Source organism: Streptomyces poriticola (genome assembly GCF_036689765.1).
In the GTDB taxonomy this organism is placed as follows: Bacteria; Actinomycetota; Actinomycetes; order Streptomycetales; family Streptomycetaceae; genus Streptomyces; species Streptomyces poriticola.
This window is the reverse complement of sequence record NZ_JBAGKH010000017.1, coordinates 24963-44989: the sequence shown is the minus strand read 5'-3', so window position 1 is coordinate 44989 and position 20027 is coordinate 24963. Positions and strand designations below refer to the sequence as shown.

Here is a 20027-nt window from a genome sequence, read left to right as displayed (position 1 = left end):
TGTGGGCGGGATGTGGGCGGGATGTCGTCGACCTGCGGCGGATCTGTCGGTGGTGGCTGCCACCGTGGCGGACATGACGCGAATCGAAGACGACCTCCGGTCCGGCCTGCTTCCGGCCGTCGAGGTGAGGGGACTGGTCAAGCGCTACGGCGGGACCGTTGCACTGGACGGGGTGGACCTCGAGGTGGAGGAGGGGACGGTGCTCGGGGTGCTGGGGCCCAACGGGGCGGGGAAGACCACGCTCGTGCGCTGTCTGTCCACCCTGGTCCGGCCCGATGCGGGGACGGCGCGGGTCGCCGGGTACGACGTGCTGAGGCAGCCGCGGCAGCTGCGCCGGGTCATCGGGCTGACGGGGCAGTACGCCTCGGTGGACGAGAAGCTCTCCGGCCGGGAGAACCTGTACATGATCGGCCGGCTGCTCGATCTGTCCGGCGGCGCGGCGCGGCGGCGGGCCGACGAGATGCTGGAGCGGTTCTCGCTGGTGGATGCCGCGGGGCGGCCGGTCATGCAGTACTCGGGCGGGATGCGGCGGCGGCTGGACCTGGCCGCCTCGATGGTCGGCCGGCCCGCCGTGCTGTATCTCGACGAGCCGACCACCGGTCTCGACCCGCGTACCCGGAACGAGGTCTGGGACGAGGTGCGGAGCATGGTCGCGGACGGGGTGACGGTGCTGCTGACGACCCAGTACATGGAGGAGGCCGAGCAGCTCGCCCACGAGCTGGCGGTCATCGACCGCGGCCGGGTCATCGCCGGCGGCGGGGTGGCCGAGCTGAAGGCCAAGGTCGGTGGGCGCACGCTGCAACTGCGGCCGAGTGACCCGGCGCAGCTCACGCCGATGGCGGCGGCGATCGCCGAGGCGGGGCTGGACGGTGTGGCGGGGGCCAGGACCTTGCCGGAGGACGGGGAGCTGCATGTGCCGATCGCCAGTGACGAGCAACTGACGTCCGTGGTGGGTCTGATGGGGGCGCGCGGTTTCGCCCTGGCACATGTCGGCACGCATCTGCCGAGCCTCGACGAGGTGTTCCTGGCGATCACCGGGCAGAAGAGCACGCACGTGTACGAGGAGGCCGCCGTATGAGTTCCGTCGCCGTTGCCGCGGGGGAGGGCCGGGTCGGTCTTCGGGCGGGTGTCCGTCACATCGGTGCGCTGGTGCGCCGCAACGCGCTGCAGATCAAGGCCGATCCGCAGTCCATGATCGACGCGTTGCTGATGCCGGTCGTGTTCACGCTGCTGTTCGTCTTTGTCTTCGGCGGGTCGGTCGGGGCGTTCCTCGGCGGTGGGCGTGAGGCGTACGCCGGCTATGTGATCCCCGGGCTGATGGCCATGATGGGTCTGAACATCGCCATGGCCGTGGGCACGGGGATGAACGAGGACTTCCACAAGGGTGTCATGGACCGTTTCCGGACGATGCCGATCGCGCGGTCCTCGGTGCTGATCGCCAAGATCGTGGTCGAGCTGGGCCGGATGCTGGTCGCGACGTCGGTTCTGCTCGGCGTCGGCTTCCTGGTGGGTCTGGAGGTCCGGACCTCGGTGTTCGGTCTGCTGGCCGCGGTGGGGCTGTCCATGGTGTTCGGTGCTTCCCTGATGTGGATCTTCATGTTGCTGGGGATCGCGATGAAGTCGGCGCAGTCGGTGCAGGGGATCGGCATGCTCGCGCTGATGCCGCTGCAGTTCGCCTCGTCGATCTTCACCCCGCCGGCGTCGATGCCGGGATGGCTGGAGGAGTTCACCGAGTACAACCCGCTGTCCAGCCTCGCCGACGCCGCGCGGAACCTGATCAACGGGGGGCCGGTGGCCCATTCCGTGTGGATGACACTGGGCTGGGCGGTGGCCATCACCGTCGTCACGGCGCCGCTGGCGGTGGCCCGGTTCCGCGGGCAGCGCTGATCGGCGCCGGGGCTCAGAGCAGGGCGGACGCCTCCTCGAGGCCCAGGCCGCCGCCTTCGGCCCGCGCCGCTTCGAACGCCGTGTCCCCGAGCGCGGCGCGGGCGGACTCCTCCGCGAGCCGCAGGTTCTCCCGTTCGAAGGAGCTGAGGAAGTGGCCGGGCGGCAGCAGGCTCCGGTGCGCGCCGATGAGCCTGGCCGCGCGCAGTGCCCGGTCCCGGCCGCCGAGGCCGGTCAGCGCCCGGGCCGCGGTGAGCAGCTGGGAGGCCGAGAGCTGCGGGCTGACCATCAGGGACAGTGGGGTGCAGCCCAGTTCCCATGCCTGGCGGCAGCGGGCGAGGGCGTCGCCGAACTCGCCGTCGAGTACGTCCACGCAGGCGAGGACACCGTGGGCCAGCCCTTCGAAGACGGCGAGCGACTCGGTGCGGAAGTCTTCCAGCAGCAGGCCGAGTTGGCTGCGTGCCTCGGAGGTGCGGTCGGTTCCGATCAGGCGGAGGGCCAGGATCAGCCGGGCGGCGATCACACCCTCGTATCCGGCTTCGGGGCCGGCGGCGAGCACTTCGCGCAGGATCGTCTCGGCTTCCGCCCCCCTGCCCGTCTCGGTGAGCACGCCTGCGAGCCGGGCCCGCAGCAGCGAGATCTGGCTCTGTGCGCCGAGGCCGGCCGCGCGGTCGATCGCCCGGCGGAAGTCGTGCACCGCCGCCTCGTACGCGCCGCTGCGTTCGTGCGCCTCGCCGCGGGCGGAGAGCGCTTCGGCCGCGCCCCAGGCGTCACCGAGCCGTTCGAAGATCTCCAGGCTGCGGTCGGCGTCGCGGCGCGCGTCGTCCGCCGAGAGGGTGCGGTGGGCCAGGGCGTCGGCGCGCACCTGGAGCACGGTCGCCAGCTCCCAGTCGTATCCCGCCTGCTGCGCGGTGCGCACGGTGGCGTCGAGGACCTCCAGGACGCGGTCCGGGCCGCCGGCGACCCGGACCGCGAAGAGCCACAGCGAGGCGGGGAAACGGCAGGCCTGCGGCAGGCCGGGGTGGTAGGCCCGGGTGACGCGGTCGAGCAGGTCGCGGCGTTCCGGGGTCGTCCACTCCTCGACGGCGTGGTCCAGGTTGGCCATCCGCACCAGCCGCGTCTGCCGGCGTGCCTCTGCCAGCAGTTCCGGTCGGAGCGGCGGTGGGGTGTCCGTGCAGCGCTCGGTCAGCGGAGGTGCGGGGGCGACGGGCGGCGCGAACGGGTCGGGTCCCAGGGCCGAGACGGCGCCCGCCCAGTGGCGGGCGTCCTGGCGCAGGTCTCTCAGCTGCCAGTACCAGGCGAGGGAGAGCACCAGGCTGAGTCCCTCGTGCTCGTCGTGGGCGGCGACCGCATGCCGCAGCGCGGTTCGCAGGTTCTCGTGCTCCAGTTGCAGCCGGGCGAGCGCGGCTCGCTGCCCGGAGCCGCGCAGCCGGGGGTCGAGCGTCCGGGCCAGTTCCCGGTAGTGCTGCAGGTGCCGGCGCTCGGTGGCCTCCCGGTCCCGGGCCTCGTCGAGCCGTTCACCCGCGTATTCGGCGACGGTCTCCAGCAGCCCGTACCGCATCTGTGCGTCCTCACCGGGCACGGCGACGACGAGTGACTTGTCGACCAGCGCCCCCAGCAGCCGGGCGGCGTCGGGGGCCGGGTGCCCGTCGGGGGTGCGGTCGGCCGGGTCCCGGCAGACGGATTCGGCCGCGTCGAGGTCGCAGCCGCCCGCGAAGACCGAGAGGCGGCGCAGCATCGCCTGCTCGGAGGCGTCGAGGAGGTCCCAGGACCAGTCGATGACGGCACGCAGCGTCTGCTGACGCGGCAGCACCGTCCGCGCTCCGCCCGTCAGCAGGCGGAACCGGTCGTCCAGGCGGTCGGCCAGCTGGGTGGGGGTGAGCATGCGCAGCCGTGCGGCGGCGAGTTCGACGGCGAGCGGCAGGCCGTCGAGTCGGCGGCAGATCTCGGCGGACGCCGCGGCGGTCGCCTCGTCCGCGTCGACACGGAAGCCGGGCCGGGCGGCGGCGCCGCGGTCGGCGAGCAGACGCAGCGCGACCGGTGCGGGGAGCGGGCCCACGGGGCGGACGAACTCGCCTGGTACGCCGAGTTGTTCACGGCTGGTGGCCAGGACCGTGAGTCCCGGGCAGCGTTCCAGGAGCCGTTGGGCGAGCGTGGCCGCTGCCTGGACCACGTGCTCGCAGTTGTCCAGGAGCAGCAGCATGCGCCGGCGCGCGCAGTATTCGGCGAGCCGGGCGAGGGCGTCGCCGCTCTGCCGCTCGCCGCCCGCCCGGAGTTCGTCGGCACCGGCCCCGCGCAGTACGGTCTCGCGTCCTCCCAGTGCGGCGAGTACCGCTTCCGGAACCGATTCGGGGCCCTCCAGGGAGGCGAGTTCGGCGATCCATACGCCGTCGGGCCAGGGGTGGCCGGGGCCCTCGGCGGTTCGCTCGGCGACCTCCTGGGACAGCCGTGTCTTGCCCGAGCCGCCCGTCCCCACGAGCGTGACGAGGCGGGCCCGGGCCAGATCCTCCCGGACGGCCCGCAGCTCGGGCTCGCGCCCGACGAAGCTGTCGAGCCTGGCGCGCAGGTTGCCCGGCGGCCGGGTGCCGGGCGGCACGTGGGCCGGGTGGGTGCCGGGGGAGCCGCCCGGCTCGTCCGGGTGCGGGCGCAGCAGTTCCCGGTGCAGGGCGCGCAGCCGCGGGCCGGGGTCCGTGCCGAGCGTGTCGGCGAGGGTGCGGCGGACCTCCTCGTACGCGGCGAGCGCCTCCGCGGTGCGGCCGGCGTCCCGCAGTGCCGCGATCCGCAGCTCCTGCAGACGTTCGTCCAGCGGATGCGCGGCGCACGCCGCCGCCAGCTCCGCGAGGGCCTCCTCCGCCCGGCCGCCGATCGCGAGCACCGCGGCCAGCCGGGTGCGGCGGGCGTCGAGCCGCCGGGTCTCCCAGCGGGCGGCCTCCGGGAGCCGGCCAGGCAGGTCCGCCAGTACCGGGCCGCGCCACAGCGCGAGTGCTTCGTCGAGGAGTGCCGCCGCCTTGACGGCGTCGCCGTCGGCCAGTGCCCGCGTCCCCTCGTCGGCGAGCCGGTCGAACCGGTGCAGGTCCACCTCGTCGCGTTCCGCGCGCAGCCGGTACGCGCGGCCCTCGACGGCTTCCACCGCGTCCCGTCCCAGCGCCCGGCGCAACCGGCCGGTCAGGGCCTGCACCGCGCCGGCGGTGTCCGCGGGAGGGTCCCCGTCCCAGACCTCCTCGACCAGGATGTCCAGGGGGACCGCGCGCCCCGTACGCAGCGCCAGCGCGGTCAGCAGCGCCCGCAGCCGGGCGCCGCCGAGCGCGACGGACGTCCCGTCGTCGTGCAGAGCCCGGGTGGGGCCGAGTATCCGGTAGTACACCCGGCCATTGTGTCCGCCGCCCCGTCACCGGTGCACGTGAGTGTCCGGCGGATCGCGGCGTCCCGCCTGGTCGGCCGGGGTCAGCCCCGGCGGGGGAAGCCGGGGAACGGTCCGGTGGTCGTCCCGTCGTCGACCGCGCCGCCGCCGTCGTCGTCGTCCCCGCCCCCTGAGCCGGTGCCGCCGCTTCCACGGGTGTCGCCCCCTCCGCCGGTGTCGCCCCCTCCGCCGGTGGTTCCACCGCTGCCTCTGCCGTCCTCGCCGCCGGTGGTTCCGCCGCCTCCGCCGGTGGACGTCTCGCCGGTGGTGCCCCCGCCGGAGGTGCCCTCGGTGCTGCCGCTGCCGCTGCCGGGGTCGCCGGGGCCGCCGGTGTCGTCACCGCCGGTGCGGCCCTCGGTCAGTCCGGGCGGGGTCGGGTCGCTGCCGGTGTCCTGCTCGGCGTCGCCGGGGTCGGGGTCGGCCGGGTCGTCGCTGCCGGTCTCCCGGTCGGACGGGTCGGCGGACGGTGCCCGGGTCTCGTCGGCGCCGGGCTGGAGCCGCAGGTCGAAGTAGGTGACGGGTTCGCCCTTGAGGGCCTCCCTGGTGAACTGGGCCCAGATCTGAGCGGGTGCGCCGCCGCCGTTGATGCGTGCGAGGCCCATGACGCCGTAGAGCGACTTGTGCGCGGCGGTGACGGGGTCCTGGCCCATGACGGCGACGACGGTGGCGAGCTCGGGGGTGTAGCCGGCGAACCAGGCGGCGGTGTCCTCCTCGGCGGTGCCGGTCTTGCCGGCGACGGGCCGGCCCGCCGCCTGTGCGGCGGTGGCGGTGCCGTTCTGGACGACGCTGCGCAGGACGGAGGTGGTGGTGTCGGCGGCCTCCCGGCTGACGGCCTGCCATTCGCGCCGTCCGGGGAGCTCGACGATCTCCCTGCCGCCGCGAGTGATCTTCTCGACCAGGGTGTAGGTGCCGTGCCGGCCGTGGTTGGCGAGGGTGGCGTAGGCCTGGGCCATGTCGAGGGGGCTGGCGGTGGCGGTGCCGAGGGCGATGGAGGGGCTGGCGACCAGTTCGGGGGTCCGGGAGGAGAGGCCCAGGTCGATCGCGGTCTGCTTGACCCGGTCGGAGCCGACGTCGACGGCCATCTGGGCGTAGACGGCGTTGACGGACTTGTCGGTGGCCTCCCGGACGGTGATGTCGCCGTAGTCGCGGTGGTCCTCGTTCTCGGGGGCGTACCGCTTGCCGGGCCAGCCCTCGACGGTGCGCTCGCTGGTGCCGTCGTAGATCGTGTTGGGGTTGATCGTGCGGCCGTCCTGGGTCTCGGCGTGGTTCTGGACGGCGGCGGCGAAGACGAACGGTTTGAAGGTGGAGCCGACCTGGAAGTCCCGGCGGGTGGCGTTGGGGGTGTACTGCTTGACGTAGTCGATGCCGTTGTACATGGCGACGACCCTGCCGGTGCGGGGGTCGACGGCGGCGCCGCCGGCGCGGACGTAGGTGTCGACCTTGCGGGTCTTGTCGAGCCGGGACATCAGGTTGTCGTCGACGGCCTTGACGAAGGCGTCCTGCTTGTCCTTGTGCAGCGTGGTGGTGATGCGGTAGCCGCCGCGGTCGAGTTCGTCCTCCTCGACGATGTTGTTGTCGGCGAGGTACTTCTTGACGATCTGGACGATGTAGCCGCGCTGTCCGGACAGGCCGCCCGGGAGCGTGTTCTGCCGGGGCGTCGGGAAGGTCAGGCCGGCCCGCTCCGAGGGGGCGAGCCAGCCCTCCTCGACCATGCCGTCGAGGACGTAGTTCCAGCGGTCCTCGGCGGCGGGCCGGTTCTCGGGGTGCGTGATGACGTCGTAGCGGCTGGGGGCGTTGAGGAGGGAGGCGAGGTAGGCGCCCTGGGCGGCGTCGAGGTCGGTGGCGTCGATGCCGTAGTAGGCGTGGGCGGCGGCCTGGATCCCGTAGGCGTTGCGGCCGAAGTAGCTGGTGTTGAGGTAGCCCTCGAGGATCTCGTCCTTGGATGTCTCGCGGTCGAGTTTGATCGCGATGAAGAACTCCTTCACCTTGCGGGTGACGGTCTGTTCCTGGGCGAGGTAGTAGTTCTTGACGTACTGCTGGGTGATGGTGGAGCCGGACTGCCTGCCCTTGCCGGTGGCGGTGTTCCAGGCGGCGCGGACCATGGCCGACGGGTCGACGGCCGACTCGGTGTAGAAGTCGCGGTCCTCGGCGGCGAGTACGGCGTGCTGGGCCGCCTTGGAGACGCGGGCGAGGTCGACGTTCTCCCGGTTGACCTCGCCGTCGCGGGCCAGGACGGTGCCGTCGGCGTAGAGGTAGACGTTGCTCTGCTGGGTGGCGAGGGCGTTGGCGGAGGGGATCCGGACCAGGTGGTAGCCGAGGAAGAAGCCGCCGATCAGCAGCAGGACGCCGATGATGCAGGTGCCGAGGACCATGCGCCAGGTGGGGACGAACCGGCGCCAGCCGGTGCGCGGGGGGCGCTTGGGCCTGCCGCCGGGCTTGCCACCGGGCCGGAAGCCGGGCCGGTTGCCGGGCTTGCCGCCCGGCTTGCCGTCGGCCCCGGGCCGGTGCCGGTCGGCGTCCTGGGAGCCCGGGGCGTTGTTGCGCGCCCAGCCCGGGGTCGGCGGCTTCGGCTGCGGCTCGTCGCTCATGGTGTGCTCAAGACTCCTGTGGTGCCTGGTTCGGTAGGGCTTCTGTGTATCCCGGTGCGTCCTGATGCGTACGTCCTGTGAAGAAGACTGTCGCATCCGGCGAACAGTTGCCCGGCGTCGTGACCCGTCGTGGCGGAAATTCCGTGGCATGCAGAGGGCCGCCCGGGCTAGGGTCCTGCGCTTTGGTGCCGGACGGGTGAGGGGGTGGCGGGCGGCGTGGGCGCGGGCGGCGCCGGGCGGTTGTACGTGTCCGTCGCGGCGGGTGGTTTCCGGCGGTATGCGACCTACCGGGTGGCGACCGCGGCCGGGGTGTTCACCAACACGGTCTTCGGGCTGATCCTGGCGTACACCTATCTGGCCCTGTGGGACGAGCGGCCCGGCCTCGGCGGGTACGAGCAGGCGCAGGCACTGGCGTACGTGTGGCTGGGGCAGGCGCTGTTCGCGACGCTGGCGTTCGGCGGGGGCGGTGTGGAAAGCGAGCTGATGGAGCGCATCCGTACGGGTGATGTCGCCATCGACCTGTACCGGCCGGTCGACCTCCAGCTGTGGTGGCTCTCGGCGGATGTGGGCCGGGCGGTGTTCCAGTTGCTGGGGCGCGGGACGGTGCCGTTCGCGTTCGGGGCGCTGGTCTTCCGGCCGGCGCTGCCCGCCGATCCGGGGGCGTGGGCGGCGTTCCTGGTCGCGGTGGCGCTGGCCATGGTGGTCAGTTTCGCGATCCGGTACCTGGTGGCGCTGTCGGCGTTCTGGTTCCTCGACGGCACGGGGGTGACGCAGATGCTGATGATCGCGGGCACGTTCTGTTCGGGTCTGCTGCTGCCGCTGAACGTCTTCCCGGGCGCGCTCGGCGACGTCGTACGGGCGCTGCCGTGGTCGTCGCTGCTGCAGGGGCCCGCGGATGTGCTGCTGGGCGAGGCGGACGCGCTGCGGACGTATGCGTTCCAGGCCGGGTGGGCGGTGGTGCTGCTGGCGGCCGGGCGACTGCTGCAGTCGGCGGCGACCCGCCGGGTGGTGGTGCAGGGTGGCTGACGCCGGCTCCCGGGTGGCGGAGGGGCTGCGCGCCTACCGGCTGGTCGCGGGGATGTGGATCCGTTCCACCATGGCCTACCCGGCGTCCTTCGCCCTGACCACGGTGGGGAACTTCGCGCTGACCGCGCTGGATTTCGTGGCGATCCTGCTGATGTTCTCCCGCGTCGACACGCTCGGCGGGTACGCCCTGCCCGAGATCGCGTTCCTCTACGGGCTGTCCAGCGTCGCCTTCGGTGTCGCCGATCTGGCGCTCGGTTCGATGGACCGGCTGGGGCAGCGGGTGCGGGACGGCACGCTGGACACGCTGCTGGTGCGTCCGGTGCCGGTGCTGGCGCAGGTGGCGGGCGACCGTTTCGGGCTGCGCCGGCTGGGCCGGGTCACGCAGGGCACGCTCGTGCTCGGCTATGCGCTGACCGCCCTCGACATCGACTGGACGCCGCTGAAGCTGCTGCTGATGCCGGTGATGCTGGTCAGCGGTGCGGGGATCTTCTGCGCTGTGTTCGTGGGGGGTGCCGCGTTCCAGTTCGTGGCGCAGGACGCCTCGGAGGTGCAGAACGCGTTCACCTATGGCGGGACGACGCTGCTGCAGTATCCGCCCACGGTGTTCGGGCGGGAGCTGGTGCGCGGGGTGACGTATCTGCTGCCGCTGGCCTTCGTGAACTGGCTGCCGGCGACGTATGTGCTGGGGCGGCCGTATCCGCTCGATCTGCCGGAGTGGGTGGCGTTCGCGCCGCCGCTGGTGGCGGTGGTGTGCTGCGCCGTGGCCGGGCTGGCCTGGCGGGCCGGGCTGCGTTCCTACCGGAGTACGGGGAGTTGAGGGCATTGACGGAGCTGAGGGAGCCGGCCGGGGCGGAGGACGCCTTCGACGGGAACGCGGAGGGAGCGCTCATCCGCCTGGAGGGTGTCGAGAAGGTCTTCGACGTGCGCCGGCGGACCGGGCTTTTCCGGCGGGAGCGGCGGCAGGTGCGGGCGGTGGACGGGCTGTCGTTCACGGTGGCGCGCGGTGAGATGGTCGGCTGCATCGGCCCGAACGGCGCCGGCAAGTCGACGACGGTGAAGATGCTCACCGGCATCCTCACCCCGAGCGGCGGGCGGCTGCGGGTGGCGGGCATCGACCCGTCGCGGGAGCGGACCCGGCTGGCGCGCCGGATCGGGGTGGTGTTCGGGCAGCGGACGACGCTGTGGTGGGACCTGCCGCTGATCGACTCCTACCGGCTGGTGCACCGTATGTACCGGATCCCGGACGCCCGCTACCGCGCCAACCTCGACCGGTGCGTGGACCTCCTCGACCTGGGCGATCTGCTGGACGTGCCGGTGCGTCAGCTGTCGCTGGGCCAGCGGATGCGCGGCGACATCGGGGCAGCCCTGCTGCACGACCCGGAAGTGCTCTACCTCGACGAGCCGACGATCGGCCTGGACGTGGTCTCCAAGGCCAAGGTGCGGGGCTTCCTCCGCGAGTTGAACACCGAGCGCGCTACGACCGTCCTGCTGACCACGCACGATCTGCAGGACGTCGAGCAGCTCTGCTCCCGGGTGATGGTGATCGACCACGGGCGGCTGATGTACGACGGTCCGCCGGCGGGGCTGCACGAGGCCGGGGGGAGCGAGCGGATGCTGGTGGTGGACCTGGAACGGGAGCTGCCGCCGATCGACGCCCCGGCGCCGGCCCGGGTGGTGCGGGTGGAGGGTCCCCGGCAGTGGCTGGCGTTCCCGGCGTCGGAGTCCGCGGCCGGGCTGGTGGCGGCGGTGGCCGCCGCCCATCCGCTGGTCGACCTGTCGGTGCGGGAGCCGGACATCGAGGCCGTGATCGCGCGGATGTACGCGGGGCGGGCCGGCGCGTAGAGCGGCCCGCTGCGACCTCGTGGGCGGCTGGTGCGGCTGGCTTCGCCCGGGGACCGATGAAGGGGCACGCTCCGCCCCGGGGCCGGTGAAGCGGCTCGCTCCGCCCCGGGGCCGGCGAAGCGGCTCGCGCTCCGGTTCCGGGGGCCGGTGAAGCGGCTCGCTCCGGCCCCGCAGGCTGCTGGAGTGGCCCGCTGCCGACCCCGTACACCGCATAGTGCCGTCCACCACGACCTCGTAGGCTGCAGTACATGACCGACGACGCCCCGGAACTGCGCGCATCCGACTCCGACCGTGAACGAGTCGCCGAGGTCCTGCGGGACGCCCTCGCGGAGGGGCGGCTGGACATGGCGGAGTTCGAGGAACGGCTGGACGCCACGTACAGCGCCCGCACCTACGGGGAACTCGCCCCGCTCACCCGGGATCTGCCGGCCGGTGACGCGCCCGCGCCGCGGGTGTCGATGACCAAGGAGCCGGAGCGCGGCGGCGATTGGGCGGGCCGGATCACCGGCCGGGAGCCGTCCTCGACCTGGGCGGTCGCGGTGATGTCCGGGTTCCAGCGCAAGGGCCGCTGGACCGTGCCCCGGCGGTTCACCAGCTTCTCCTTCTGGGGCGGCGGGGAGATCGACCTGCGGGAGGCGGACTTCACGGACCGCGAGGCCGTGATCAACTGCATCGCGATCATGGGCGGGGCGAACGTGATCGTGCCGCCCGGCGTCGAGGTGATCGTCCGCGGTATCGGGATCATGGGCGGCTTCGACCACCGGGAGGAGGGCGTCCCCGGCGACCCGGGCGCCCCGCGGGTGATCGTCACCGGCTTCGCCTTCTGGGGCGGCGTCGGTGTGGAGCGCAAGCTGACCCGGGCGGAGAAGCAGCGGCTGAAGCAGGAACGGCGGCAGGAGAAGCTGGAGCGCCGCGAGGCCCGGAAGGAGATCGAGGGCGGGCAGGACTGAGTCCGGGGCCGGCGCGGCTCCTGCTGGTGGTCTGTGCTGGGGTGGCGCGGCTCCTGCCGGTGGTCTGTGCTGGGGTGGCGCGGCTCTGGCCGGTGGTGCGGGGCGGGACTGGGGCGGGCTCAGGCCGGTGGCCTGTGCCGGGGCCGATGTGGCTCTGGCCGGTGGCCCGGGCCGGGGCTGGTGGCTGCGCCGGGCTGAGCCCGTGCCCCGGCGAGGAGGCACGCCCGCTCAGCTCTCGGACCAGGGCGCCGTAGGGGCCGCGCCCCGCGCCCCGCGCCCCCCGCCCCAGATTCCCCGCGCACCGCGCGCGGAGCCGGGTGCACGGCACGGGCGAGGTCGTCGACGCGGGCGGGCGCACGGTCGTACGGCCGCCGTGCCGGAAGCGGCCGGGGCCGGGGGCGGGCGCTCACAGCCGCGCCGGGGCCGCCCCCATCAGAGCCTCCAGGTCGAAGACCTCACCCATCCGCGCATAACCCCGGTCACTGGGGTGCAGATGGTCCCCGCAGTCGTACTCGGCGCGCAGCCGGCGCGGGTCGTACGGGTCGCGCAGCTCCTTGTCGAAGTCGACGATGGCGTCGAACACCCGCCCCGCGCGGATCTCGGCGTTGATCTCCTGCCGCGCGGACTCGCGCGCGTCGGTGTAGCCGCGGTGGCCGCCGAAGGGCATCACGGTCGCGCCGACGACCTTCAACCCGCGCCCGTGGGCCTGCTCGACCATGGTCCGCAGGCCGTCGAGGACGGCGTCGGGATCGATGGCGCCGGGCCCGGGGTACCGGAGGATGTCGTTGACGCCGAGGACGACGACCACGACGCGGACGTTGGGGCGGCCCAGGACGTCCCGGGCGAAGCGGTCGATGCCGCTGGGGTTGTCGGCGGGGCGGCCCTGGCCGCCGGTGAGCACCCGGTTCCCGCTGATGCCCTGGTTGACGACGCTGTAACGGGGCACGTCGTCCCGGCCGGAGGCGACCGCGGTGTGCAGCCGGGCGGCGAGGACGTCGGTCCAGCGGCGGTTGGTGTCCGGGGTGGAGGTGTTGCCGTCGGTGATCGAGTCGCCGATGGCGACGACGGTGCCCTCCGCCTCGTTGCTGAGCAGGTCCAGCGCGGTCAGATAGCGCCAGTACCGGGTCTGCTCGGTGTAGGCGGTGGCGGTCACGTCCTCGGTGCGGTCGCCGGTGGCGAGATAGCTGGTCTCACGGGCGTGCGGGTGGTAGGTGACCGGGCCGGACGGGGTGGGGGAGTAGGTGGTGACCAGGACGTCGCTGCCGTACGGGACGGCGAGCCGCACGGCGTCGCTGACCACCTGGGATCCGGCCGGGATGACGACCTGCGGCCGCCCGGAGAAGGTCAGCCGCCGCATGGTCCCGGCGATCGCGGCGGGGGTGTCGGGCCCGGCGGCGAGGGCGATCGAGGCGTGGCTGACGGTCAGCGGCGACTGGCCGTAGAGGTTGGACAGGGTGATGCGGGCGCCGGTGCCGCCGACACCGGCGTGGACGACGTTGCGCACCGAGCGGCCGGCCATGCCGGTGGTCTCGGTGCCGGGTTCGGCCGCCGCGGGGGAGGCGGACCAGGCGCCGACCCAGGTGCCGGTGGAGGCGGGTGCGGCCGTACCGCGGGGCTGGCCGCCCCGGGCGAGGGCGGTGCGGTCCTTCGTGCCGTCGTCGGCCGCCACCCCGACGAAGATCGCTGCGGACAGGGCCACGATCGCTGCGACGACGGCGGCCAGCAGGGCACGGTGCTGGGTGGGGGGCGCCCCGACGCCCCCGTCACGACCCCGGGTCATGCTGTGCTGTTCTCCTCGGGCGAGGGGAGCCTCGCGGCTCCGGTCCGATGAGCCCATGATGCGCCACGGGCAGGGGGCCCAGGGCAGGACCCCCGGCATTCCCCCGTCCGACAGACGCCGGGAACTTGTGTTCCGTTCCAGGAGTCGGTCAGGAAGGGACAATGTGTGAGGGATCCCCGGACGGGTGGAGCGGATGGAACAGACGAAACCTGAAATCTCGGACGGCGGCGACGGCTCCGGCGTGTCGGTGGCCGCGGCGACGGCTGCCCGCCCGGGCGCCGCCGTCAACCGGGCGATGACCACGTTCAGCGCGGCGGACGAGGAGAAGCGGCGCGGCGTGCGCCGGATGAAACTCACCGCGACCGGAATGCTGCTCTTCGTCACCCTCGTCTATGCCCTCACCGAGTGGGCCTCCCACGCCGGCGCGGGCGCCTGGGCGGGGTACGTGTCGGCAGCCGCCGAGGCCGGCATGGTCGGTGCGCTCGCCGACTGGTTCGCGGTCACCGCGCTCTTCCGCCGCCCGCTCGGCCTGCCGATCCCGCACACCGCGATCATCCCCACCAAGAAGGACCAGCTCGGCGTCTCGCTCGGCGAGTTCGTCGGCGAGAACTTCCTCTCCGAAGACGTCGTACGGCAGCGGCTGCGCGCCGTCGGCATAGGCAGCCGGCTCGGAGCCTGGCTCGCCGTGCCCGAGCACGCCGACCGGGTGACCGCCGAGCTGTCCGCCGCGCTGCGCGGCGCCCTGACCGTGCTGCGGGACACCGACGTCCAGGCGGTGGTCGGCGAGGCGATCACGCGGCGGGCCGACGCCGCGGAGATCGCGCCCGGCGTGGGGAAGATGCTGGAGAAGGTCGTCGCCGACGGCGGGCACAAACGGGCCGTCGACCTGGTGGTCAGCCGTGCCCATGACTGGCTGGTGCTGCACGGCGACTCGGTGATGGACGCCGTACAGGGCGGGGCGCCCGGCTGGACCCCCCGGTTCGTGGACCGCAAGGTCGGCGAGCGGGTCTACAAGGAGCTGCTGCGCTTCGTCACCGAGATGCGCGACATGCCCGCCCACCCGGCGCGCGGCGCCCTCGACCGGTTCCTGAACGACTTCGCCTCCGACCTGCAGTCCGACACGGACACCCGGGCGCGGGTGGAGCGGCTGAAGACCGAGGTGCTGGGCCGGGACGAGGTCCAGGACCTGATCGCCTCCGTCTGGACCGCCGTACGATCCATGATCGTCTCGGCGGCGGAGGACGAGCGCAGCGAGCTGCGGCTGCGGGTTCGCACCTCGCTGCTGTCGCTGGGCCGGCGCATGGCTTCCGACGACCGGATCCAGGGCAAGGTCGACAGCTGGCTGGAGGGGGCGGCGGTGTACGTCGTCACCACCTACCGCAAGGAGATCACGTCCCTGATCACCGACACCGTGGCCGGCTGGGACGCCGAGCACACCACGAAGAAGATCGAGGCGAACATCGGCCGCGACCTGCAGTTCATCCGCATCAACGGCACGGTCGTGGGGTCCTTGGCCGGACTGCTGATCTATACGGTGGCGCGGGGGTTCGGGGCGTAGGGGCGCCCGGACGAGGGCGCGCGGCCGGTACGAGGGGCCGGCTCTCCGCCGTACGAAGGACACTCGCCGCAGCGAGTACGAAACGGAGCGGGAGCTGCCGAAGAATCCGACGAGGGCGCACACTCCGCCCCGAGACCCCCGCACGGCCAAGGAGACAGACACGATGCCGCACTCCGAGACTGAGCAGCAGCAGGAAGAGGAGCGGGAGCGCGCCGGATCGGCCGTGGTGGACGGCGCCCGTGTGGCCTACTGGGAATCCGGCCCCGCCGACGGCGAGCCGGTCCTTCTCCTGCACGGCTACCCCGCCGACCACCACAGCTGGCGTCACCAGGCCCCCGCACTCGCCCGGACCGGCCATCGCGTGATCGCCCCCGACCTGCTCGGCTGGGGCCGCTCCGACCGGCCCCGCCACCTCCCCTTCGACTACGACACGGAGGTCGCCCGGGTCGGCCGCCTCCTCGACGCACTGGGCCTGGACTCCGCGAACCTCGTCGGCCACGACTACGGCGGCTTCCTCTCCCTGGGCTTCACCCAGTCCCACCCGGAACGCGTCCGCCGGCTCGCCATCCTCAACAGCCGGTCGCACTCCACGTTCCGGCCACCCTGGTACGCGGTCATCGGCCTGCTCTCCGCCGCCGGACGCGTCCCCGCACTCGGGCCCCTGCTCGCCCGCCTCCCCGCGGCCCGGTTCCACCGCCGCATCCTGCTCTCCCTGGTCCGCGCCGGCCACCTCGACGAGGAGCTGCTGAACACCTACGTCGACTGGATGCGCAGCCGCGAGGGCCGCCGCTGGCTCGGCTACTTCGCCGGCGAGTACCGGGTCGCCGCACGCACCGGACTGCGCCGCCGGCTACCGGAGATCACCTGCCCGACGGCGGTCGTCTGGGGCCGCGCGGACACCTATCTGCGCCCCGCGATCGCCACCGAACTCGCCGAGCGCATCCCGCACGCCGAGCTGACGATGCTGGACGACGCCGGCCACTGGGTGATGGACGAGAGGCCGACCGAGGTCACGGCCGCACTGGAGCGCCTCCTGACCCGTGACGCGTAGGTGACGCAGCTCACAGCCGACTCGGGCGCCGTCCGGTCACACCACCCGCGCCCGGTCCGTCGTACCTGCGTAAGGCCGAACAGCGGCCACGCAGATACGAGGAGACCACCATGGAAGCCCGCCTCGACACGTTCGCAAGCCCCGTCGCGCGGAAGGTCGTGGGGCACCTCGCCGCCACCACCAAGCCGCTGATCGACGCGGGCCTGCCGCTGACGGTCCAGGAACTGGTGAAGATCCGCGCCAGCCAGATCAACGGCTGCGGCTTCTGCACCGACATGCACACCAAGGACGCCGCGAAGGCCGGCGAGACCGCCGTACGACTCAACCTCGTCGCCGCCTGGCGGGAGGCCACGGTCTTCACCGACGCCGAGCGCGCCGCCCTCGAACTCACCGAGCAGGGCACCCGCATCGCCGACGCCTCCGGCGGCGTCACCGACGAGGCCTGGACCGACGCGGCCAACCACTTCGACGAGGAACAACTCGCAGCCCTCGCCTCCCTCATCGCCGTCATCAACGCCTTCAACCGCCTGAACGTCATCACCCGCCAGCCGGCGGGGAGCTACGAGCCGGGGATGTTCGGCTGAGGGAGTGCGGTACTCCGGCGGGGACGGCTGCCCGGTCGACGGGGGGCCGTCCCCGCCCGCTGGGCGCCCACCCGGGGCGACGCACCCGCACGGGATCTGCTCCGACGGCTGCCTCTGACGCCGACGGCAGTCCGCCTCAGCCAACCGCCAGGCACAGCTCCGGCATCCGTGCGTGCAGCAGCCGCTGCCCGCTCGGGTCCACCCGCAGCGTGAACGTCTCCGGCCCCGGCCGCCCGGCGTCGTCGAAGGCGTCCAGCACGGCCTCGACGTGCGTCCAGAGCCGTAGGGGGCCGCCCTCCCGGATGGCCCAGCCGCCGTCGCGGGCGGTGAGGGTGGCGGCGGACCCGGTGACGACATCGGCGAGGAGCACGACTCCGTCGACGGTGAGGAGCTGAGCGTGAGGCAACGAGTTCTGGACCAGAAAGCACAGGTGGAGCGCCTCCCCGGTCGCCGCCGTGAGCCGCTCGGGACCGTGCCGCGCGGGACGGGCCCGGTCCGGCAGCCCCGCTGCCCAGTCGGACGGATCGCCGAGAGCGGGTGCGGCACGGGTTCGCGCGGGTGCGAACGAGACTGCGCCCGGCAGCAGCCGGCCCTCGGCGGTACCGTCCGCGGCCACGGTGAGCAGGACGCGGGCGTGGCCGTGGAGCAGCCCGGTGAGGCCGAGCAGGATCTTGCCTCCGGGCCGTGTCTGCGCGAGCAGCGCCGGAGGCACGGACCCGAAGGAACAGGCGGCCACGACCCGGTCGAACCAGGCCTCGGGCCAGTACCCGTACACCCCGTCCGCCACGGCCAGGACCGGGACGTAGCCGCAGCCCTGCAGCGCGCTCGCCGCGGCCTCCAGGCGGCGCGGGTCGATGTCGACGCTGGTCACATGCGACGACCCGAGCCGTTCGCAGGCCAGCGCGGTCGAGTAGCCGGTCCCGGTGCCGATCTCCAGCACCGTGTGCCCGTCACGGACCTCGGCGTCGGTCCACATCCGCACGACGAGGGACGGCGCCGTGGACGACGAGGTGGGGCCCCGCCATGCCGCACCGGGGGGGGCTTCCAGTCCGGTTCCTCCTTCTCAACGGCTAAGGCACCACGCCACCCTGGTTGTGCCCGCATCCGATCGCGTCGGTGCGAAGCTGCTTGTTCAGACGCCGATGGCGCACACGCCGCGCTGGGAAGCGGGACATCGTCACTTCTCGCACGGACGCTCGGGAGTCGCGTCCTGTAGCCGCGTGACCAGGGGTGCACGATGAACAAAGAAATGTGGCGTGGTCCTCCTCACATCCCCTGGGGAGGACCACGTCACAATCCGTTGCACAGACGGTCAGTCGAGTACGCCGAAGTGGACGGCGCCGGACTTCACGGTGTCGATGAACGTGATGTAGGTGGACCGGGGCAGGGACAGGGCCGGGCCGTCCTTCTCCTTGGAGTCACGGATGCCGACCTGGGCCTGCCGGACCGCGACCTCGACGCAGTTGCCGCCGCCCTGGTCGCTGTATGACGACTTGAACCACGACCCTTCCGGTGCGAACTCGGTGGAGGGAACAGGCTTCGTGTGATCAGTCATTTCCACAGTTTCTCTTCGAGTTCCGTCAGGAATGACGGCGTCTGGGAGGGCCCCGGAGCCGCCTTCACCATGGCATCGAACTGCCGCTGGTACTGCCCAACATCGGAGGGTTTCGACCACATGGTGACGGATCGGTAGCCGTCGCTCTGGACCACCGGGTCCAGCTCGTCGAACTCCAGCACCGTGAAGCAGAACCCCGCGCGGTAGGTGGACAGGTCTGCGGGGATGATCTGCACCTCTACGTTGTCCTGCTCGCAGAGGCGGATGATCTCCGCGTACTGGGCGCGCATCACTTCGTGGCTGCCGATCTTCGTGCGCAGCGTGTTCTCGGTCAGGATGATGTGGACCTCACGGTCGCCGTCCAGCAGGGTCTTGCGTTCCATGCGGGCCTGGACGCTGCGCTCGACGGCGTCGGTCGTCCGCTCCTCCACGATCTTGGCTGAACCCATGAGGGCGTTCGCGTACTGCTCGTCCTGGAGCAGTCCGTGCACCACGTTGTTCTCGAAGCCCCGGATGCGCACGGACTCACGTTCCAGGCCCAGGTACCGCGGCATCCCGGAGGGAAGCACGTTCCTGAAGGTCGTCAGCGGCTCGCTCTTGAGCGAATCGCGCTGCATCTGCAGCAGGACATCCCGGTCGCCGGGCTCTATGACGTCGTACTCGTCCATCAGCGCTTCGAGGTCCGCCAGCTTGGGCAACGGGATCTCGCCGGCCTCCACACGGCTCAGCTTCGATCGGGAGAAGCCCAGCTTCGTGGAGATGGCCTCGGCGGTGTAGGAGCCCACCTCGTCATCGGGCCCGGCGGTCTCCTCGGCGTGCTTCTTCTTCCGCTCGCGCAGTTCACGCAGCTCCTTGCCGAGCATGACCCGCAGGTACGTCGGTCCCCGTCGTGCCGCCAACTGTCCCCTCACTTCGGTGCGCTGTTCGCCAGATCGGAGCCTCTGTCCTGCGGAACCAGGTGCCTGTCCGTCAGGAAGAGGGTTGTGTCCGGAGTTTGGCACGGTCCGTCCTCTCTGCAACACCCTCTGTCCACTCGATGGCACTTGCCAGTTCGTGCTCGTCTGGGGATTCCCTTGAATGTTAACTAGCGTGCGCATCAAGCTGGTTGCAGGTGCCGAACCGGAGCCCGTCTCCGTCGGCGCCCCTGGGTGCGTGCGCCCCCAGGATTCGTGCGCGATCCGGCCTCCGTGAGGGCCAGACCAAGCCCCTCGTGGACCGGGCCGACATCCCCATACTGCCCCCCGACGAGCCGAGGCCAGCAATGCGCCAGAGCATCACCGCCCTTGACAAGGGCAGCGATTGGTTGGACCGGGAGCGTGACTTCCACGCACGGTCCCACCCCGACGATATCCGTGTTGAGATGGACCCGCTGGTCCGGTTGATGAACGACGGTCGCGACGCGCTCGACCGCCGCCTGACGCGCATTGAGGCAGCGGGGCGTGTCCCGCGGGTGTGCCTGTACCTGCTTGCGGCGCGCGACATCGAGCCCGCGCACTCCTGCGGCGCGGCACGGGACTCCGCCCTTGAGGAGGGCTGGCAGATCAGCACGCTGCACGTGTTCACGGACCGCTGCGGTGTGACCGGTCCGCTGCTGAAGCTCGACTGCTACGCCGTGCGTCACCAGATCCGGGCCGGGTTCGTCGACGAGGTCGTGACGCTCACCCATTCGGTCGCCAGCCCGCACCTGGACGAGTACGAACTCCAGCTCGCCCGGGTCGAAGAGCACAGCGGGTTCGTCGCGCTCGGGACCTCTGAGACCGCGGGGACGACGTCGTGAGGCCGGGCCGACGCGTCGCCCACCGGGGGAGT

General features: G+C 72.5%; 15 protein-coding genes and 1 pseudogene. 10 read left to right on the top strand and 6 right to left on the bottom strand.

The features are described 5' to 3' along the window. The first annotated feature begins 73 nt into the window (after positions 1-73). Both V5O46_RS20640 and V5O46_RS20635 read left to right on the top strand, forming a co-directional pair. Positions 74-1078 (top strand): ATP-binding cassette domain-containing protein, encoded by a 1005-nt coding sequence (locus tag V5O46_RS20640; protein ID WP_332886115.1) that lies wholly within the window; start codon positions 74-76, stop codon positions 1076-1078. Continuing rightward, complete coding sequence (locus tag V5O46_RS20635) at positions 1075-1887, top strand: ABC transporter permease (RefSeq protein WP_332886114.1); 813 nt, start codon at positions 1075-1077, stop codon at positions 1885-1887. The genes V5O46_RS20640 and V5O46_RS20635 overlap by 4 nt, the downstream gene beginning before the upstream one ends. Before the next feature lie 13 nt (positions 1888-1900). Here V5O46_RS20635 and V5O46_RS20630 read toward each other — a convergent pair whose 3' ends face one another. Together V5O46_RS20630 and V5O46_RS20625 are read right to left on the bottom strand one after the other, a co-directional pair. Continuing rightward, complete coding sequence (locus V5O46_RS20630) at positions 1901-5248, bottom strand: AfsR/SARP family transcriptional regulator (protein ID WP_332886113.1); 3348 nt, start codon at positions 5246-5248, stop codon at positions 1901-1903. An 80-nt stretch (positions 5249-5328) separates the two neighbouring features. After that, entirely contained in the window at positions 5329-7872 is a 2544-nt protein-coding gene (locus V5O46_RS20625) for a transglycosylase domain-containing protein (protein ID WP_332886112.1), read from the bottom strand. Positions 7873-8076: 204 nt separating this feature from the next. On the opposite strand from V5O46_RS20625, the gene V5O46_RS20620 reads away from it, so the two are divergent. The 4 genes from V5O46_RS20620 to V5O46_RS20605 all read left to right on the top strand — a co-directional run bounded on the left by V5O46_RS20620 (position 8077) and on the right by V5O46_RS20605 (position 11690). After that, positions 8077-8898, top strand: a complete 822-nt coding sequence (locus tag V5O46_RS20620; RefSeq protein WP_332886111.1) for an ABC transporter permease — start codon at positions 8077-8079, stop codon at positions 8896-8898. A gap of 52 nt (positions 8899-8950) precedes the next feature. Further along, on the top strand, positions 8951-9715 hold the full coding sequence (locus tag V5O46_RS20615; protein WP_332886183.1) for an ABC transporter permease: 765 nt from the start codon (positions 8951-8953) through the stop codon (positions 9713-9715). Positions 9716-9729: 14 nt separating this feature from the next. Continuing rightward, the gene (locus V5O46_RS20610) at positions 9730-10740 is read left to right on the top strand and encodes an ABC transporter ATP-binding protein (RefSeq protein ID WP_408649031.1); all 1011 of its coding nucleotides are present in this window, start codon (positions 9730-9732) and stop codon (positions 10738-10740) included. A gap of 248 nt (positions 10741-10988) precedes the next feature. Next, on the top strand, positions 10989-11690 hold the full coding sequence (locus V5O46_RS20605; protein ID WP_332886110.1) for a DUF1707 SHOCT-like domain-containing protein: 702 nt from the start codon (positions 10989-10991) through the stop codon (positions 11688-11690). A 406-nt stretch (positions 11691-12096) separates the two neighbouring features. Here V5O46_RS20605 and V5O46_RS20600 read toward each other — a convergent pair whose 3' ends face one another. Continuing rightward, complete coding sequence (locus V5O46_RS20600) at positions 12097-13470, bottom strand: SGNH/GDSL hydrolase family protein (protein ID WP_332886109.1); 1374 nt, start codon at positions 13468-13470, stop codon at positions 12097-12099. A 193-nt stretch (positions 13471-13663) separates the two neighbouring features. Here V5O46_RS20600 and V5O46_RS20595 point away from each other — a divergent pair, with 193 nt between their 5' ends. From V5O46_RS20595 to V5O46_RS20585, 3 genes are all read left to right on the top strand, one after another. Next, a complete protein-coding gene (locus tag V5O46_RS20595) occupies positions 13664-15028 on the top strand; it encodes a DUF445 domain-containing protein (RefSeq protein WP_332886108.1) in 1365 nt (454 codons plus the stop codon). 163 nt (positions 15029-15191) lie between these two features. Continuing rightward, positions 15192-16079, top strand: a complete 888-nt coding sequence (locus tag V5O46_RS20590; protein WP_332886107.1) for an alpha/beta fold hydrolase — start codon at positions 15192-15194, stop codon at positions 16077-16079. 110 nt (positions 16080-16189) lie between these two features. Continuing rightward, positions 16190-16663: a carboxymuconolactone decarboxylase family protein gene (locus V5O46_RS20585; protein ID WP_332886106.1), complete on the top strand. Its 474-nt coding sequence runs from the start codon at positions 16190-16192 to the stop codon at positions 16661-16663. Positions 16664-16799: 136 nt separating this feature from the next. Here the strand turns inward: V5O46_RS20585 and V5O46_RS20580 are convergent. The 3 genes and pseudogenes from V5O46_RS20580 to V5O46_RS20570 all read right to left on the bottom strand — a co-directional run. Beyond that, positions 16800-17722, bottom strand: a pseudogene (locus tag V5O46_RS20580) (methyltransferase domain-containing protein); the annotation flags it as partial. A 253-nt stretch (positions 17723-17975) separates the two neighbouring features. Continuing rightward, complete coding sequence (locus V5O46_RS20575) at positions 17976-18218, bottom strand: DUF397 domain-containing protein (RefSeq protein ID WP_332886105.1); 243 nt, start codon at positions 18216-18218, stop codon at positions 17976-17978. Next, positions 18215-19117 (bottom strand): helix-turn-helix domain-containing protein, encoded by a 903-nt coding sequence (locus V5O46_RS20570; protein WP_332886104.1) that lies wholly within the window; start codon positions 19115-19117, stop codon positions 18215-18217. Before V5O46_RS20570 ends, V5O46_RS20575 begins: the two co-directional genes overlap by 4 nt. A gap of 362 nt (positions 19118-19479) precedes the next feature. Here V5O46_RS20570 and V5O46_RS20565 point away from each other — a divergent pair, with 362 nt between their 5' ends. Next, complete coding sequence (locus tag V5O46_RS20565) at positions 19480-19995, top strand: hypothetical protein (protein ID WP_332886103.1); 516 nt, start codon at positions 19480-19482, stop codon at positions 19993-19995. The last annotated feature ends 32 nt before the right edge of the window (positions 19996-20027 follow it).

Bases quoted from the DNA above. Each gene is read 5' to 3' on its own strand.
- V5O46_RS20605 (WP_332886110.1), top strand. From the start codon at position 10,989: ATGACCGACGACGCCCCGGAACTGCGCGCATCCGACTCCGACCGTGAA.
- V5O46_RS20625 (WP_332886112.1), bottom strand. From the start codon at position 7,872: ATGAGCGACGAGCCGCAGCCGAAGCCGCCGACCCCGGGCTGGGCGCGC.
- V5O46_RS20635 (WP_332886114.1), top strand. From the start codon at position 1,075: ATGAGTTCCGTCGCCGTTGCCGCGGGGGAGGGCCGGGTCGGTCTTCGG.
- V5O46_RS20595 (WP_332886108.1), top strand. From the start codon at position 13,664: ATGGAACAGACGAAACCTGAAATCTCGGACGGCGGCGACGGCTCCGGC.
- V5O46_RS20575 (WP_332886105.1), bottom strand. From the start codon at position 18,218: ATGACTGATCACACGAAGCCTGTTCCCTCCACCGAGTTCGCACCGGAA.
- V5O46_RS20600 (WP_332886109.1), bottom strand. From the start codon at position 13,470: ATGACCCGGGGTCGTGACGGGGGCGTCGGGGCGCCCCCCACCCAGCAC.
- V5O46_RS20590 (WP_332886107.1), top strand. From the start codon at position 15,192: ATGCCGCACTCCGAGACTGAGCAGCAGCAGGAAGAGGAGCGGGAGCGC.
- V5O46_RS20565 (WP_332886103.1), top strand. From the start codon at position 19,480: ATGCGCCAGAGCATCACCGCCCTTGACAAGGGCAGCGATTGGTTGGAC.
- V5O46_RS20615 (WP_332886183.1), top strand. From the start codon at position 8,951: ATGTGGATCCGTTCCACCATGGCCTACCCGGCGTCCTTCGCCCTGACC.
- V5O46_RS20640 (WP_332886115.1), top strand. From the start codon at position 74: ATGACGCGAATCGAAGACGACCTCCGGTCCGGCCTGCTTCCGGCCGTC.
- V5O46_RS20585 (WP_332886106.1), top strand. From the start codon at position 16,190: ATGGAAGCCCGCCTCGACACGTTCGCAAGCCCCGTCGCGCGGAAGGTC.